Genomic DNA, 16,960 nt, shown 5'->3' on the forward strand with positions numbered 1-16,960 from the left:
TGTTGGTGGCTAACAGGTACTATATCACTTGGTTTTTCATTAAAATGGCTGATAATATCGAGCGGCCCTGCGCCAGGGCCGATTCGTTTACTGAGCAGATTTAGCAAGATGTAAATGCAATACGCTTCAACCCCTCTACCGCTTTTTCGAGGTAGGCGCGTGGACATCCCATGTTCAGGCGGATAAAACCTTTTCCAGCAGGACCAAAGCTATTTCCCATTGAAGGCGCAATACCGGCAACATCAAGCATTACCCATTTGAGCTGCTCATCATCCAGTCCAAGCGCTTCGCAATCTATCCACAGTAGATAAGTTGCCTGGGAAGGAACAACCCGAGCCCACGGGAGATGTTCATCAATTTGTTGAATAAACCAGCGTCGATTTTCAGCCAGATAGCCAAGTAACTCGTCTAACCATGGTGCACCATGTTGCCATGCTGCCGTACTCGCTTCGACGGATAGCGCATTGAATACATCCAGCCCATGTGCATCCAGACGGCGTAAAAAGTGTTCACGCAATGCCGGTGCCGGTATCAGAAAATTAGCAATACGTAATGTCGACAAACCAAACGTTTTACTGGCTGAAGTGGCTGAAATTACACGCGAATGCCAGCGTTCTCCCAGATGCAGAACTGAAGTAAATTGTTCTCCAGGAAGCAATAAATCTGCCCATATTTCATCAGACAGCAACGTCACATCATAGGTTTCGCACAGCGTAAGTAGCTGTTCCAGCTCCTGTGCAGACCAACAACGGCCGGTTGGGTTATGCGGATTACATAAAATCATCAACGGTGGACGTTCAGTCCGGAATAACATTTCCAGGTGAGCAAAATCCATTTGATAACCGGTAGCCGGGTCCTCATACAACGGATTTTCCAGCAACTGTCTGCCGTTCAAAGAGATAATTTTAGCGAATGAGCCATAATAAGGCCCCTGAACGACTACGCCTTCACCGGGTTGGCTCAGCATTTGTACGAGTAGCGATAATCCCGGAACAACACCTTCAATACTGCAGATCCATTCTTGCTTGATTTCCAGCTGATGCCGGGTTGAGAGCCATGAGATTAATGAATCAAAGTAGCTTTGTGGCCGTTCGCTGTAACCAAAAATACCGTGCCCGACGCGGTGAGTTAAAGCCTCCTGAACAGCGGGCGGGCAAGTAAAGTCAAAATCAGACACCCACATTGGCAACAGTTGATGTGTATCCTCGCCGAAATATCGCGCCATAAAGTCCCATTTCAGCGATGCGGTATCGTGGCGATCGATAATCTTATTAAAATCCATTACATGCTCTCCCTATTCTGTTGCCGTAATATTTTTTTCTGTTTCTGTCACTGATGGCGCCTTCGCAATACCGATTCCCGTGAAGCCGTAAATCAAGGCGAAGAAGATTGCGGCATAGCACTGAATCGCCCATGGCAATAAATCCAGTGTGCTCACTCCTAATGTTGTGGCCATATAAACTCCGGCGGCGGTCCATGGCAACAACGGCTCAATGACGGTGCCAGCGTCTTCAATTGTGCGGGACAGATTTTTGGTATCCAGTCCCATGCGGCGGTATGCGTCTTTAAATAATTCAGCTGGAACCAGAAGAGCCAGCTTGCCGTCGCTTGTCGCTCCGGTAACAAGAAGGGTGGTACCAATGGTTGCCGCAATTAACTGACCGACGCTGTGAATGACCGTCAGTAAGCGGTTAATGATAATGTTGAGTGCGCCCGTTAACGTTAAGGCACCGGCAAAAGAAAATGCGCAAAATACCAGAAGAATAGTGCTCATCATTGAGAACATTCCGCCACGGTTCAGCAGGCGCGGAACATCAGCAATAATGCCCTCACTCCCTTGCGGGAACATAGTAATGTTGAACCCATCTATAAAGGCATCCAGCCCCTGCTTGATGCTGAGTTCTTGCATGACAACGCCCAGAATCAGGGCTAATACGCATGCGCTCAGCATTAAAGGAATGACCGGCTTTTTACGAATCGCGCCCCACAACACAATAACCGGTGGCAAAATCAGAATGATATTGAAGTGGTATAGCGACTCCAGAGCGTTGACAATATCGGTAACCCGTTGCGGCGTGGCGACCTCGCCGAGCATATTGCTGTGGCCCGCAATAAGATAAACCACGGCGGCAAGCAGAAAGCTGGGAATAGTGGTCCACAATAAGTGCTGGATATGCTCGAAAAGGGTGGTATCTGCGACAATGGCCGCAAAGTTGGTGGAGTCTGACAGCGGCGATATCTTGTCACCGAAGTAAGCGCCAGAAACAACGGCACCTGCCGCTGCTGCCAATGAGACATCCAGTCCGGCGGCAACCCCCATCAGCGCTACGCCAACCGTTCCGGCGGAACCCCAGGAGGTTCCGGTACACACCGATACGACGCTGGTCAAAAAGAACGCGGCGATGAGAATGTATTCGGGGCTGATGAGTTTAAGTCCCCAGTACACCATGTAAGGGATGGTGCCGCTGAACATCCATGTACCAATCAGGCCGCCAACACAGATAAGAATCATGATAACCGGCATTGCTTTGGCGAGTTTATCCACCACCGAATTAATGATGTCTTCCCAGCAATACCCTTGCCACCAGGCCATGCCCGCGGCGACTGCAGCAGAACAAAGCAATAAAGGCTCAATACGTAGCCCCATGATGCCGTAGCCAATAATTAACAGCAGTAGCATGGCTAAAATAGGGATCACTGCCAGTCCAAATGAGAGTGCTTTTTTCTGATTTTGAGAGGCATTCATTCATGAATCTCCAGTCTGTAAGGTCGCTCAAGAGTAGAGAACACTCTTTTGTCTGACTGTGATCGTTCATTAGCCCTCATGTAAGCGATTACATGAGGGCGCTAAATTTGAAGTCGATCACAACTCAGGGGCTTGACGATTTACGCATTGATTTCAGAGAGAGGGGGGAAGAACAGAATCGCGGATCACCAGCTCTGCAGTGAAACTATTCACGCTGGGACGCTGAGTTGCGCCCTTAAAAAGCTGTATCGCCAGCTGCGAAGCGCAGCGAGCCATGCGCTCAACGGGATAATGCATTGTTGTGAGTGCAGGGTAGAGATAGCGGGCCATCACCACATCATCAAATCCAACGATCGAAAGCTGTTGCGGAAGTGTAATTCCCTGCTGATGGAGGATGCGCATAATCCCGGCGGCCATCACATCATTAAACGTCACCGCTGCGGTGAAAGGAATGCCGCAATTAAGCAGCTGATGTGCAGCGCGTTCGCCACCTTCTTCATTAAAGGGCACGCTAATCACCCAATTTTTATCTGGCGTAATACCATATTCAGCCAGCGCCTGGCGATAACCTTCCAGCCGCTCACGGCGATCGATAATCGGTAAGTCACTTGTCACGCAGGCAATACAACGGTGTCCTTGCTCCAGGAGGTGTAGCGTGGCTGTTTTAGCTGCTTGACTATTTTCCAGCCACACGCAGCGATTGGCCATCCCTGCAATATAGCGATTTACGACCACCATGGCAGGAAAATGAGCGGCATATCGCAACAGTTCCTTTTCAGACAGTCTACTGGCATGGACTACAATAGCTTCACAGCCCTGGTTTATCAGGAAATCGAGTCCTGATTTTTCCATTCCTTCATCGTGGCCACCGCTGCATACCATCAGCCGAAATTGCTGCTGGCGTGATACTTCTTCCACGCCTCGTGCAAGCCTGGCAAAAAAGGGATCGGCAAGATTGCCGGTCAATAACCCGAGCATGTCACCGCTGCGTTTCGCTAATGCAATAGCGGCGGCATTGCGATGATAGTTCAGTTCGCGCATGGCTTTTTCAACACGTTCACGCGTCACGGGTTCAACCCATGCGGTTTGATTAATAACACGTGAAACTGTTGCGGTGGACACTCCCGCTAACTCTGCAACATCCTTTATCGTTGCCATGCTGGCTCTTTACCTTTTTAATTCTTAAGAATTTGCTTATCGCTGGTTTTTTTCCTTATCTTATTCAGGTTGGGGGGATTTGTCACCGATACATCCTCTGAGTAGATATACTCAGAGGCTTATTTTTAGTGTTTAATTATTCAATACTATCCTGAGTATTATTACACTTACATGCGATATTCGATCATCCCGCTCTTTTTGGCCACCCAGTCATACAGACGTTGCCCACGGAGATTGGTTTCATGCGTATGCCAGTATAATCTTGACGCGTGATGTTTTTTGGCTTGTTGTTGGACATATTCGATAAGTTGTTTACCGATGTGTTGGCCGCGTACAACTTCGCTAACAAATAAATCTTCGAGATAGCAATAGTTTGATTCTGCCCAGGTTGAGCGGTGAAAGAGATAATGAACCAGTCCCACTATTTTCCCATCATATTTTGCAACAGCACAATAAACAGGTTCGCTCGGGATAAAGAAACGCTCCCACGTTAATTTTGTTACTTCATCTGAAATTATAGTGCGGTAAAATGTTTGATAGTTTATCCATAAAGGAAGCCAGCTGGCGTAGTCTTTTTGTTCTGCACTTTCAATAGTAACGGCATTCATGTTAATCATATATATCCTGATATTTTATACGAGTAATGTGTTAGTATGATGATACTAAGAATTTTATAAACTCTCGTAAAGAGACACTTTCGATATATTGATAGGATCCACTTTAGTATAAAGGTTAATACAATGAAGAAAAACAATGCGCCTTTATTTCAAGGATTTGTTTTAGGAAAAGGTGCGGTTAAGGAGCAGGTTTACCACATCCTCCGCGATCACATCCTCGAAGGGCGATTGCCGCCAGGAACAAAAATGCCGTCAACCAGGGCGTTGTCCGAAATGATGTCAATTTCACGAAACTCAGCGATCGCCGGTTATGACCGGCTATTAGATGAAGGGTATATCCTGACTCGTAAAGGGTCTGGAACATATGTCTCACATAATATTCCGGATCGGAGTATCAGCAATAGCTATCCAGAGATGGCGTTGGGGGACGTCGTATCACCTGATGATCAGGTTCACAGCCGAAATAATCCTGCTCGCGATTTATGGTCAAATGAGTATGAAGGGCGCTGCATGAACCGTCTATTTGCGGTTGGTGTCGGGTGTACGGATCTCTTCCCGCATGCGTTATGGGGAAAGCTACTGCAACGAGTCTGGAGACAATCCCGGCATCAACTGGGAGCTCACACTCATCCTTGCGGGTACCTTCCTTTGAGAAAAGCGGTTTGCCGCTACATTAAAACAACGCGTGGAGTGAACTGTAACGAAGATCAAATAATCATCGTAAATGGTATTCAGCAGGCATTGAACATTACTGCACGAGCATTGCTGTCGGCAGGAAATGACGTTTGGCTGGACGACCCGGGTTACAAAGGCGCCCGCGGAACCTTCATGTCTGTTGGTGCTATGGTGAGGCCGGTACCGGTAGATAGCGAAGGAATGAACGTCCGCTATGGTATTGATCATTTTCCTGACGCTAAGCTGGCCTATGTCGTTCCGTCGGATCAATATCCATTAAGTGGAACGTTGAGTTTATCCCGGCGTTTTGAGTTGCTGGAATGGGCGAAGTCGAATCAGGCATGGATATTTGAAGATGATTATAATAGTGAGTTCCGTTATGCCGACCGTTCTTTACAAGCTCTGCAAGGATTAGATCAGAATCAACGCGTAATCTATGCCGGAACATTTTCTAAAATGATGTACCCGGAATTCCGTTTAGGTTTTTTAGTTGTTCCGCCGGGTTTACAAGAACAGATTATGGTGACCAAATATTATTCCGATCTCGGTACCAGCTATCTTGAACAAGCAGTAATGGCAAATTTTATTGAGGAGGGGCACTATGCCAGTCATGTGCGTCGAATTCGCAAAGCATGCTATGAAAGAAGAACTGCGTTGGTCAATGCTATTCAATACTATCTTGCAGATAAAATGATTATTCAACCTTCAGACTCTGGCGTTCATATCGTATGTTGGTTGCAAAATGGGATGGCTGGGAGTGAAGTTGAAGAGAAAGCCAGATTACTAGGGATGGGAATACTATCACTAAGTCGTTATTACCAGAGCGATGTCTCACGACAGGGGATTTTGATTGGTTTTGCAAATCATCCGGTAGAGGCAATTGTTGATGGGATTCGCCGTCTGGCTCAGGTTATTTAACTTATAATTTATTCAGCTCTTAGCATTAATGCAGTAAATACGTTTCTTTTGCTACGTGTAAAAATATTGTGCCTGTTTTTTGTACAATTAAATAGTGTGGATCTGTTAAAAACACGCATTGTGGTTCTTTTGGACTGCCCAGTTTGATCATACTCTGCGCTGGTTTAGCCCTGTTTTGTAAGAGGTATGGATATGTCGGGCATCTTTAATCAATTTCATCAACCCGTTGGTATGACTTTGTCTGACTGGAAAGGCGCACCCTTTCCACAGGCTCAGCAAATTACAGGTCGCTATTGTAAGCTTGAACGTATTAACGCCGAACGCCATGCAAAAGAGTTGTATGAAGCGTACAGCGAAGCAAGCGATTGTCGTGACTGGACATATCTGGCGGTCGGGCCTTTTGAGACCTTCGATACCTTCCTGGATTATGTAAAAAAGATGGAAGAACAGACCGATCCGATGCATTTTGCGGTGATCGATTTAACCAGTATGAAACCTGTTGGTACGTTTGCACTGATGCGGATTGATCCCTCAAATGGCGTGATCGAAGTTGGCCATGTTTCCTACTCCGTACGCATAAAACGTTCGCGAATCTCAACAGAAGTCATCTCATTGCTTTTAAAGTACGTTTTTGAGGATCTGGGCTATCGCCGTTTTGAATGGAAATGCGATGCTCTCAATGCTCCTTCCCGTGGGGCGGCGGAGCGTTTTGGCTTCAGTTTTGAAGGCATATTTCGTCAGGCTGTCGTCACGCGGGGGCGTAATCGAGATACCGCATGGTACTCAATCATTGACGGTGAGTACCCGTCACTTCGACCGGCCTACGATATGTGGCTCGATGAGCGTAATTTCGATAATCAGGGACGGCAGATTAGGCGTCTTGGCGAGCTGATGGAAAGGGGATAAAAAAGCTCCCCGAATAAACCGGGGAGTCAGAAAGCGTAGCGCCCGTGTAGAATTATCTCTGCCGCGACTCAAGCCAGACCAGCGCCAGCGTGGAGAGTCCGCACATCAGCAGAATGCCGACAAACCAAAACAGATACCACATCGTACAGTCCTCCTTAATAAAGTTCGTGGTTGTGGCGGCGGATCGTTTCTACATTGATGCGCCCGAGCATTTTGTAATAACTCCACACGGTATAAAGCAGAACGATCGGTAGAAAAATCAGCACAATAACCAGCATGATACTGAGTGTCATCTGGCTGGAGGTGCTGTCCCACACCGTCAGGCTGGAGAGCGGATACGCGCTTGAAGGCATCACAAACGGAAACAGGGTGATTCCAGCGGTGAAGATCACGCAGGCCTGGCCCAGTGAAGCAAACAAAAATCCCCATACGGCCCGACGTTGTCCGCAGGCATAGATCGCGAGCATCGGGAAAATCATGCCAAGCAGCGGAATAATTAACAGCAGTGGTGACTGATAAAAGTGCGCCATCCACGCGCCCTGCGAGGTAGTTACTGCTTTTAATAGCGGGTTGGAAGGACCATTAGGATCCTGGCTTAGCAACACATAGCCATCGATCCCCGTCCATAGCCAGTAACCGGCTAACAGAAAGCAGAGCACGACCAGCATCGCGCTGCGGCGGGTAGCAGACAGTGCACGTTGGTGAAGAATGCCGTCGGTCTTCAACTGGAGCCACACGCCCCCTTGCAGAATAACCAGCATCAGGCTTAATGCGCCGCACAGCAGGGCAAAGGGTGAGAGTAACTGCCAGAAGGTGCCCAGGTATTGCACATGAAGCTGTGGAGTGAAGATAAAAGGCACGCCCAAAAAAAGGTTGCCGAACGCGACGCCGAAAATAACTGGAGGGACCAGACTGCCAATCACCAACCCGGTGTCCCACATGGCGCGCCAGCGTGCATTGGCTATTTTTCCACGATAATCAAAGGCCAACGGGCGAAAGAAAAGGGCGCACAGCACCAGAATCATCGCCACATAAAACCCTGAAAATGCCGCGGCATAGACCCGCGGCCAGGCCGCGAATAATGCACCGCCCGCCAGAATGAGCCACACCTGGTTACCTTCCCAGTGCGCTCCGACGCTATTGATTAGTACCCGACGCTCATCATCGTTACGCGCGATCAGCGGCAACAGGCAGCCAACCCCCATATCAAACCCGTCGGTGACCATAAATGCCACCAGGATGATGCCAATCAGCAGCCACCAGATGAGCCGCAACGTTTCATAATCCAACATGATTATCTCCTTTATCCCTGTTGTTGCGCTGGTTGTTGGTTATGCATTGCATCCGGGCCAAGGCGCGCGTATTTCTGCATCAGGTAGACTTCGGCAATTAAAAACAAGGTGTAAAGCGTGAGAATTAGCCCCATGGAGAAGGCCAGTTGGCCTGCGCTTAACGCGGAGTGGGCGTACCAGGTCGGCAAAATATCCTGAATCGCCCACGGCTGGCGGCCAAACTCCGTCATAAACCAGCCGGCTTCAATGGCAATCCACGGTAGCGGCAAGCTCCACAGCGTCATGTGCAGTACCCAGCGATGCTGGTCGATACGCCAGCGTAAGGTCTGTATCAGCGCAATCGCCATCACCAGCAGCAGAAGTGAACCGCATGCAATCATGATGCGAAAACTCCAGAATACCGGTGCTACTTGCGGGATCGCACCGCGTTGCGCGGCCTGATATTGCTCCGGAGTGACATGGTTCATATCAGGCGCGTAGTTCGCCAGCAGGATGCCGTAACCCAGATCTTTCTCCACAGCGTGAAAAGCGTTCAGTACCTGAGGCGTGCGGTTACCTTTGGCGATTTCCTGCATCAGCAGCCACGCTTCCCGACCTCGTTGCAGGCGGGGAAGAGCATCCTCCATCAGATTTTTCAGCCCCGGAACCGGCGTGTCTAAAGAGTGCGTGGCCAGGATGCCCAGCAGAGCCGGTATCTTCACAGCAAAGGCGTTACGTTCTTGCTCCTGCTGCGGCCAGGCGATGACATGAAAGGGCGCGGGTGCCGGTTCGGTTTGCCATTCGCCTTCCATTGCCGCCAGTTTTACCGGCTGGCGTTGGGCAACCTCATAGGCTGAGCTATCACCCAGTTGTAGAGTGCCGAGGATAGCCAGCGTGCCAAAAACGGAACCCACCGCGAAGGAACGCCGGGCGAACTCGCGATTGCGACCGCGCAGTAAATACCAGGCGCTGATGGACATCACAAACATGGCGCCGGTGACATAACCGGACATCACGGTATGCACAAATTTCACCTGGCTGATGGGGTTAAAGACCAGCTCGCTAAAGCTGCTCATCTCCATACGTAGGGTATCAATATTAAAGTGAGCGCCGGTTGGATATTGCATCCAGCCGTTGGCGTTGAGGATCCACAGGGCCGAGATATTGGAACCAAACGCGACCAGCCAGGTGACCATCAGGTGTTGGTATTTGGTTAAGCGTTGCCAGCCGAAGAAGAACAGACCAACGAACGTGGATTCGAGGAAGAAGGCCAGCAGGGCTTCCATTGCCAGAGGCGCGCCAAAAATATCGCCCACATAGTTAGAATAGAGCGACCAGTTAGTACCGAACTGAAACTCCATGGTCAGGCCGGTTGCCACGCCGAGCGCAAAGTTAATCCCGAATAACTTGCCCCAGAAACGCGTCATGTCGCGGTAGACTGTTTTGCCGGTCACCACATAAATGGTTTCCATGATGGCCAGCATAAAAATTAGCCCCAGCGTCAGGGGAACAAACAGAAAATGGTACAGCGCGGTCAGCGCAAACTGCCAACGCGATAAGTCAATGACGTCCCACATGCGAACTCCATCAGGCATTAGAGAGTGAATAGATAAGGAAGAAAACGCCAGACCCGCAGCATAAAAGCATGCGGGCCGGGAGAGAGGGTCAGGCCGGTGGACCGGATGCCAGCCAGCCGCAGACTTCATCCAGGCGCTGGAGCGAGTCGCGAAGATCTTCCGGCGCAGCCTGCACCAGTTCCGGTAATGGACAGATCTCATAACTTTCGAGCAGAAGCCCTTTCAGGGTATCCAGACAGCGCACATGCCAGACATGGCGCAGCGCCGTGGCGTCGATTTGGCTCTCGCCGTAGCCGATAGTGCGGATCTGGATGTGTCCTTCGCCACATAACCGAGCAAGAAACAGGCGATCCGCATCGCTAATTGGCAGTTGTGTGAGGTTAATGCTATGGGGTTGCAAGGCCGGATCGCGCACGTGCGCCAGCAGTTCCTGAGCCAGTGTCAGGCCATTCATTAGCCCGTCCACCGGCGGGGGCAACAGGCTGTCGTCCGGCAGTGTATTGAACGTTGCCGCCAGCCACAGTGCCCGCGGCGCGCTGCCTGCTTCCAGATGCTCCTCCCACTGCCCGTTGTCATTCTGACAACGCACCCGCCAGATACCGCAGAAAATCGACTCCTGGATCTCGCATGTTCTGCCGTCAGCATGCTGGATGCGCACTGAAACTTCGCCTTCGCCGAGCAGTGTATTCAAAAACGTGAGATCGTCTGCGTTGAGCGAGGATAAATCCCATCCCTGCACGTCCTGTTTGGCGGGAATGCGCCTCCTGAGCTGCTGGCGCACATCGGCTAACAATGCCATCACCGCCGGGCTGTGCGGACAGTTTTCCAGTGATGCCATGCTGGGGTCGCTGTTGACCTGGCAGGTGAGGGGTAAGGGATTCATGCTGAAGCTGTCATCGTCCGGCTGCGTTCCCGGCCCCAGCAGATGAAAAAAAGTGTCGCTCATCGTTCAGACTCCGGCGGCGTGCGTGGTTCAACTAAGGGGCGCATCAGGTTGAGCAGATCGGCCCACGGGTGGATGCCGCTGAGAATGCCGCTCAGTTCGCCGTGGATAAACACCAGTGTGGCCGGGAAGCGGAATACGCCATAACGATCGCCAATCGCCTCGCTATGCTCGAGATCCGCCATGGCGATGTGCCAGTCAAACTGGGGAAACTCGCGGAGCAACTCGGCAATCATCACCGGATTATCGCTGACTTCCGGTGTACGGCGGGGATCGCTACTGAGTAACACCACACCGTCGCGAACGTGGGTTATCCAGTCATCCAGTTCGGGCGCGGTTAGCGGCTGCCAGCCTCGTGCCAGCATACGTTGCCATAGAGCAGGAAAAGGGTTGTCATTCAACATGTTGCTTATCTCTCCAGCGTTACGCGATACTGGCGAATATGCACGCCTTCATAGTTTTCCATCGACAGGCATTCATAGTTCAGGCAACGCGTTTCATCGTTGGTCTGTGGCACAATCCCCCACGCAGCCAGTTGCGTAAGTGCAGCCTGCTCCGCCGCCGGAAGCTGAGCACGCGCGATGTCGGTCAGGCTGCCGCCATAGTCGTCCAGCTGTAGCGGTTGAAGTCCTACAAGGGCGATGTGCGGGGGCAGATGGCCGCGAATGTCCGCCAGCGCCAGCACTTCGGAGAAACTGTTCTGATGCAGACTCATTTTTTTGGCGCTGAGGTAACTGGGGACTTTTTCACCGGCGTAGGTTTGCAGGGTGCCCGGCGCGAGACCGTAGTCGATGGCGTCCAGCAGCAGCAGATGACTGGCCTGCTCAACGTAGCCCAGCAGATTCAGCCCCTGCGTGCCGCCGTCGACGATCTCAACGTATTCCGGCCAGTGATAATGGGCGTACAGGCGTTCGGCGACGCGAATGCCAAAGCCTTCGTCTGCCCACAGCAGGTTGCCTAGACCCATCACGATGACGTGTGGTTCGCTCATGACGCCTCCTTGTCGTGCTGACCTTTGGGAAATTTGTGGCTACGGTAGCCATTGACCATGGTGGAGATGACGGTATCGTCAGACATGATGTCCTCACGAATCGCCATATACACATGGCCTACGATGAAGGCGGCGATGAACCACATCCCCAACCGATGCCAGCTGTGGATATCGAGAGAGTTCCCACCGGTCCAGTAGAAAAACTCCGTCACATAGCGGAAAGGGGTAAAAATGGCGTACTGGCTATGTTCGCTGTATAAGGCAAAACCGGTGAGGATCATAAAAACGGAGAGCAGGAAATAACCGCACATTGCCGCCTGCGCGATGGGGTTATGACCGATATCATCTCCCGGTTTTTTTTCCAGAAACAGATACCAGCGCACGACCGAAAACGCGCCTCGCCACCAGCTGCGCCGCCAGACCGGCACGATAAAAAGTTCACGTGAATAGCGGTTACCGACGAAGGCCCAGTAAATGCGCATCAGCAGGATCACCGTGAACACCATGGCGGCGGAGAAATGTATCAGCCGGATGTCGCCCATATAGAACAGATAAGTGGCCTCACCGCTGACCGACGGCAGCGGTCGGCCAATGAAGTATCCGGTCACCATCAACACCATCATGCAGCCCACCGTCAGCCAGTGCCACAAGCGCACAGGTGCTTCAAACACATAGTGGCTGATAGCGGTATCACGCGCCTCCCCGACGCGTGGGGATGTTTTTCCAGTCATCGTTCCGTTCCTTAACGCTTAGCGAACCTGGACGGCGATAAGTTCGCTGCCGTCGTCGCCGAGTACGTGGGTTGAACATGCCAGGCAGGGATCGAAGCTGTGCAAGGTGCGCAGGATCTCCAGCGGTTGATCCGGTATCGCCATTTGGGTGCCCATCAGCGCCGCCTCGTAAGCGCCAATTTGTCCCTTCGGATCGCGTGGGCTAGCATTCCAGGTGGTCGGCACCACACACTGATAGAGATCGATTTTCCCGTCGCGAATCGATGCCCAGTGACCTAACGCGCCGCGCGGTGCTTCGGTAAAACCGATCCCGCGGCACTGCTGCGGCCAGCTTTCAGGCTCCCATTTTTCGGTGTTTGCGGTCGCCAGATTGCCGTTTTTCAGGTTGGTCATTAGCTTGTCGAAGAAATATTGCAGTTTGCTCACGGCCCACTGGGCTTCGTGCGCGCGGCACAGAATACGCCCCAGCGTCGACTGCATACCCGAAAGCGGCAGCTTGAGGGCAGACATCATGCGATCGACGGATTCAATCGTGGCGGCATCCCCTTTGTGATAGGCAATCAGCGTGCGCGCCAGTGGTCCAACTTCCATGGCGTGTCCGCGCCAGCGCGGGGCTTTAATCCACGAATAGCGTTCCTGTTCGTTGAGCTGTTTGATATCAATATCGCTGCCTTTGACATCGCCCGGGTTATACCAGGGTTCAGTAATCCCTTCGAACGGGTGACGACCTAATTGATCGTCCGGATAACGGTACCAGGCATGATCGACAAACTCCTGAATTTGTTGCTGATCGGCCAGATCCACTGGCAGCACGTTTTTAAAATCACCGTTAATCACCGCGCCGCCTGGCATCAACAGGCTCTTCGCGCTGAAGTCATTGGCGATATCCGGGAACGCGCCGTAGCTCAAGACGCACTTATCAGAAAGCCCGGTGCCAATCTGGCTCCAGGACTTATTGAACTGACCGATAGCCAGCGCGTCAGGCACCATGACGTTGTTGATGAAATCAGCGGTGCGGGTGATGATCGACTGCACCAGGTTCAGGCGTTCCATATCGACTGCCCCAACCGCGCCGCGCTGATCGATATTAATCGCGCACGGCATACCGCCGACAATCCAGTTAGGATGCGGGTTCTTACCGCCAAACACCGTATGGATTTTGATGATCTCGCGCTGAAAATCGAGAGCTTCCAGATAATGGGCAAAGCCCATCAGGTTAGCCTCAGGCGACAGTTTGTACTGCGGGTGACCCCAATAACCGTTGCGGAAAATCCCCAGTTGACCGCCGTCGACAAATTTCTTCAGGCGATTTTGGACGTCAAAAAAGTAACCAGGGGAGGACTTCGGCCAGGCAGAAAGGCTTTGCGCCAGCTGTGATGTGGCGCGCGGATCTGCTTTCAGGGCATTCAGCACGTCAATCCAATCCATTCCGGCTAACTGGTAAAAGTGCACCAGATGGTCGTGGCACCACAGCGTCGCCAGCATAATATTGCGAATGATGTTGGCGTTGTCGGGCACCTTGATGCCAATGGCATCTTCAATGGCATACACCGATGCCAGGGCATGTACGCCGGTGCATACTCCGCAAATACGTTCGACAAAGGCCCAGGCATCGCGAGGGTCGCGCCCCTGCAGAATGATCTCCAGTCCGCGGAACATGGTGCCGCAGGAAACCGCGTTGGTGATGATATTCTGCTCATCAATGTTCACTTCACAACGCATATGGCCTTCAATGCGGGTTATGGGGTCCACAACCAGGCGGCGACCCGCATTGTTTAACGTATATCCCTGGGTTTGATACGAGTTGCTCATGCCTGGTTATCCTCTTTGTCCGGCTGCGGTTGTTCGGCTTTAGTTAACTGCTGTTTGTGGCGGTTATGTTGATTGACGGCGCTGGCGACTGCGTGGACGCCGACACCAGCCGCCACTACGCCAAGCGCGGTGAGGCCCACGGTGTCAGCGGTAGAATGCGTTCCCATCTGTGGAATATCGACCACGCGGCTGTAGAACGAACCGCGATCCCAGAAGCCGTTCTCCGAACATCCCAGACAACCGTGGCCGGACTGGATGGGGAAGGAAACGCCACCATTCCAGCGGGTGGTGGAACAGGCGTTATAGGTGGTTGGCCCCTTGCAGCCCATTTTGTACAGGCAATAGCCTTTGCGGGCAGCGTCATCGTCCCAACTTTCAACGAACTCCCCGGCGTCAAAGTGGGCGCGGCGGTAGCATTTGTCATGAATACGCTGACCATAAAACATCAGCGGACGCCCCAGACGATCGAGTTCCGGCAGCCTTCCAAAGGTCACCATGTAGGTAATGATGGCGCTCATGACGTCTGGAATCGGCGGGCAACCGGGCACTTTCACGATCGGCTTATCGGTAATCACTTTATCGATCGGTGTTGCCTGAGTTGGGTTAGGCCGGGCAGCCTGCACGCAGCCCCAGGAGGCGCAGGTGCCCCAGGCGATAATCGCGCTGGCACCGGCGGCGGCTCTTTTAAGCTTTTCAATAAACGGTCGCCCGCCACTAATGCAGAACATCCCTTGCTCTCCCAGCGGAGGATTACCTTCGACGGCCAGAATGTATCGGCCGTGGTAGCGGCTTAGAATGTCTTCAAAGACCTCTTCGGCCTGTGTTCCGGCGGCGGCCATCAGTGTGTCGTCGTAATCAAGGGAAATCAGAGAGAGGATGACGTCTTTGGCGAGTGGGTGAGAGGAGCGGATAAATGATTCGGTACAGCAGGTGCATTCCAGACCATGGATCCAGACGACCGGGATCCGGGGTTTGTTTTCCAGCGCCCAGGCGATTCTGGGCGTCATTCCGGCTCCCAACCCTAGCGATGTTGCCGCGAGGCTACAATATTTAAGAAAACTGCGCCTGCTCACGCCCTTGCGGCGCATCGCCTGATAAAAGGTCTCCTCGTTATTCGTATTCATAACACGCGTTTCTTCCCCCGTTGAGTTCTGGCGCACGCCGCCAGCGATAATCTAAAAAAGCCTATCCGATTAGCGGGGAGAAACAATGCAAAGTGTGTGGTTATGTCCTATTGCGATATTTTCGTGCCTGTTATCTGTTTTTCGCTTATTCGGCAATAAAAAAACGCACAGGGGGGACCGCCCTGTGCGTCGGGTTTATCGCGGAAGAACTTAAACCCCAAGGCGATCGCGTAAGCTGTAATAGGCCGCGCCCATGGCGGTAAACGGAATGCGCAGGCTGCGGCCTCCCGGGAACGGGTAATGCGGCAGTTTGGCGAAAGCGTCAAAACGCTCGGCATCCCCGCGCAGCAGTTCCGAAATCAGCCGTCCTGCCAGGTGGGTACAAGTCACGCCGTGGCCGCTGTAGCCCTGCATATAGTAAATGTTGGTATCAAGACGGCCGAACTGCGGCATGCGCGACAGCGTTAACAGGAAATTACCGGTCCAGCGGTAATCAATTTTTACCCCCTGCAATTGCGGGAAGGTCTTCAGCAGTTTCGGCATCACCAGACGCTCAATATCGTCCGGATCGCGAGCGCCGTAGACTACACCGCCGCCGTACAGCAGGCGGTTATCGCCGGTCAGACGGTAGTAATCCAGCAGGTAGTTACAATCTTCAACGCAGTAGTTTTTCGGGATCAGCGAGCGCGCCATCTCCGCCGACAGCGGTTCGGTGGTTAACACCTGCGTGCCGCACGGCATGCTGCTTTTTGCCAGCGCAGGTTCCAGTTTGTCGCCGAGGTAGGCGTTGCCCGCGACAATCACAAAACGTGCCGTAACCTGACCTTTTTCGGTGCTGACCACTGCCGGGCTGGTGTGCTGAATACGGGTGACTGGCGACTGTTCGAACACGCGCCCGCCGTTCAGACGAATGGCGTTAGCCTCGCCAATCGCCAGGTTTAGCGGATGAATATGACCACCGCTGTGGTCGAGTAGCGCGCCGACATAACGATCGCTGCTGACTTCGCGGCGAATTTCGCTGCTATCCAACAGTTCAAGCTGCGTATTGCCGTAGCGTTCCCAGTTCGATTTCTGCTCCTCCAGCGTTTCCATCTGTTTGTGGTTCAGGGCCACAAACAGCCCGCCAGGACGATAGTCGCAGTCGATCTGATAACGTTTGATACGTTCGCGAATGATATTGCCGCCTTCAAACATCATACTGCCAAGCATTTTAGCGGCGTCCGGGCCGTAGGTGCGTTCAATGACGTCGATATCGCGACTGTAGGAGTTCACCAACTGACCACCGTTGCGCCCGCTGGCTCCGAAGCCAATTCGTGCGGATTCCAGTAGCACCACGTCGTAACCCATCTCTGATAAATGCAGGGCGGAGGAGAGTCCGGTATAACCACCGCCCACGACGCAAACATCACAGCTTACCGATTCGCTAAGGGTCGGGAACGGTTCGTATTGATTGGCACTTGCGGCGTAATAACTGCTGGTATGTTCAGTCAT

General features: G+C 52.3%; 16 protein-coding genes. 2 read left to right on the forward strand and 14 right to left on the reverse strand.

The genetic code is table 11. From position 1 onward, the window contains the following. Nucleotides 1-100: 100 nt before the first annotated feature. The 4 genes from OGV71_RS08795 to OGV71_RS08810 all read right to left on the reverse strand — a co-directional run bounded on the left by OGV71_RS08795 (nt 101) and on the right by OGV71_RS08810 (nt 4,521). Nucleotides 101-1,282 carry a MalY/PatB family protein gene (locus tag OGV71_RS08795; RefSeq protein ID WP_204584049.1) on the reverse strand — a complete coding sequence of 394 codons (1,182 nt, stop codon included), beginning with the start codon at nt 1,280-1,282 and terminating at the stop codon, nt 101-103. Between the two features lie 12 nt (nt 1,283-1,294). Then, a complete protein-coding gene (nhaC, locus tag OGV71_RS08800; RefSeq protein WP_204584047.1) occupies nt 1,295-2,746 on the reverse strand; it encodes a Na+/H+ antiporter NhaC in 1,452 nt (483 codons plus the stop codon). Nucleotides 2,747-2,899: 153 nt separating this feature from the next. Next, entirely contained in the window at nt 2,900-3,904 is a 1,005-nt protein-coding gene (locus OGV71_RS08805; protein ID WP_003838740.1) for a LacI family DNA-binding transcriptional regulator, read from the reverse strand. Nucleotides 3,905-4,071: 167 nt separating this feature from the next. After that, nucleotides 4,072-4,521 (reverse strand): GNAT family N-acetyltransferase, encoded by a 450-nt coding sequence (locus tag OGV71_RS08810; protein WP_204584045.1) that lies wholly within the window; start codon nt 4,519-4,521, stop codon nt 4,072-4,074. Nucleotides 4,522-4,644: 123 nt separating this feature from the next. On the opposite strand from OGV71_RS08810, the gene pdxR reads away from it, so the two are divergent. Both pdxR and OGV71_RS08820 read left to right on the forward strand, forming a co-directional pair. Further along, a complete protein-coding gene (pdxR, locus tag OGV71_RS08815) occupies nt 4,645-6,114 on the forward strand; it encodes a MocR-like pyridoxine biosynthesis transcription factor PdxR (RefSeq protein ID WP_204584043.1) in 1,470 nt (489 codons plus the stop codon). Between the two features lie 192 nt (nt 6,115-6,306). Then, complete coding sequence (locus tag OGV71_RS08820) at nt 6,307-7,020, forward strand: GNAT family N-acetyltransferase (RefSeq protein ID WP_204584041.1); 714 nt, start codon at nt 6,307-6,309, stop codon at nt 7,018-7,020. A 52-nt stretch (nt 7,021-7,072) separates the two neighbouring features. Here OGV71_RS08820 and cbdX read toward each other — a convergent pair whose 3' ends face one another. The 10 genes from cbdX to OGV71_RS08870 all read right to left on the reverse strand — a co-directional run bounded on the left by cbdX (nt 7,073) and on the right by OGV71_RS08870 (nt 16,960). Then, nucleotides 7,073-7,162: a cytochrome bd-II oxidase subunit CbdX gene (gene cbdX, locus OGV71_RS08825; RefSeq protein ID WP_003838732.1), complete on the reverse strand. Its 90-nt coding sequence runs from the start codon at nt 7,160-7,162 to the stop codon at nt 7,073-7,075. A gap of 13 nt (nt 7,163-7,175) precedes the next feature. Continuing rightward, a complete protein-coding gene (appB, locus tag OGV71_RS08830) occupies nt 7,176-8,312 on the reverse strand; it encodes a cytochrome d ubiquinol oxidase subunit II (protein ID WP_204584039.1) in 1,137 nt (378 codons plus the stop codon). Nucleotides 8,313-8,323: 11 nt separating this feature from the next. Beyond that, the gene (gene appC, locus OGV71_RS08835) at nt 8,324-9,868 is read right to left on the reverse strand and encodes a cytochrome bd-II oxidase subunit 1 (RefSeq protein ID WP_008321019.1); all 1,545 of its coding nucleotides are present in this window, start codon (nt 9,866-9,868) and stop codon (nt 8,324-8,326) included. An 88-nt stretch (nt 9,869-9,956) separates the two neighbouring features. Beyond that, nucleotides 9,957-10,814: a hydrogenase expression/formation protein gene (locus OGV71_RS08840; protein ID WP_204584037.1), complete on the reverse strand. Its 858-nt coding sequence runs from the start codon at nt 10,812-10,814 to the stop codon at nt 9,957-9,959. Beyond that, entirely contained in the window at nt 10,811-11,215 is a 405-nt protein-coding gene (hyaE, locus tag OGV71_RS08845) for a hydrogenase-1 operon protein HyaE (protein WP_008321015.1), read from the reverse strand. Before hyaE ends, OGV71_RS08840 begins: the two co-directional genes overlap by 4 nt. A gap of 5 nt (nt 11,216-11,220) precedes the next feature. After that, complete coding sequence (gene hyaD, locus OGV71_RS08850; RefSeq protein ID WP_204584035.1) at nt 11,221-11,802, reverse strand: hydrogenase 1 maturation protease; 582 nt, start codon at nt 11,800-11,802, stop codon at nt 11,221-11,223. Then, complete coding sequence (gene hyaC / locus OGV71_RS08855; protein ID WP_204584033.1) at nt 11,799-12,533, reverse strand: Ni/Fe-hydrogenase b-type cytochrome subunit; 735 nt, start codon at nt 12,531-12,533, stop codon at nt 11,799-11,801. The genes hyaD and hyaC overlap by 4 nt, the downstream gene beginning before the upstream one ends. Nucleotides 12,534-12,551: 18 nt before the next feature. Then, nucleotides 12,552-14,345: a Ni/Fe-hydrogenase large subunit gene (hyaB, locus tag OGV71_RS08860; RefSeq protein WP_008321012.1), complete on the reverse strand. Its 1,794-nt coding sequence runs from the start codon at nt 14,343-14,345 to the stop codon at nt 12,552-12,554. Further along, nucleotides 14,342-15,469 carry a hydrogenase 1 small subunit gene (gene hyaA, locus OGV71_RS08865; protein ID WP_071524462.1) on the reverse strand — a complete coding sequence of 376 codons (1,128 nt, stop codon included), beginning with the start codon at nt 15,467-15,469 and terminating at the stop codon, nt 14,342-14,344. The genes hyaB and hyaA overlap by 4 nt, the downstream gene beginning before the upstream one ends. A 210-nt stretch (nt 15,470-15,679) precedes the next feature. Further along, nucleotides 15,680-16,960 (reverse strand): NAD(P)/FAD-dependent oxidoreductase, encoded by a 1,281-nt coding sequence (locus OGV71_RS08870; protein ID WP_046669776.1) that lies wholly within the window; start codon nt 16,958-16,960, stop codon nt 15,680-15,682.

This window comes from Citrobacter sp. Cf088, assembly GCF_030334295.1.
Lineage (GTDB): Bacteria > Pseudomonadota > Gammaproteobacteria > Enterobacterales > Enterobacteriaceae > Citrobacter > Citrobacter freundii.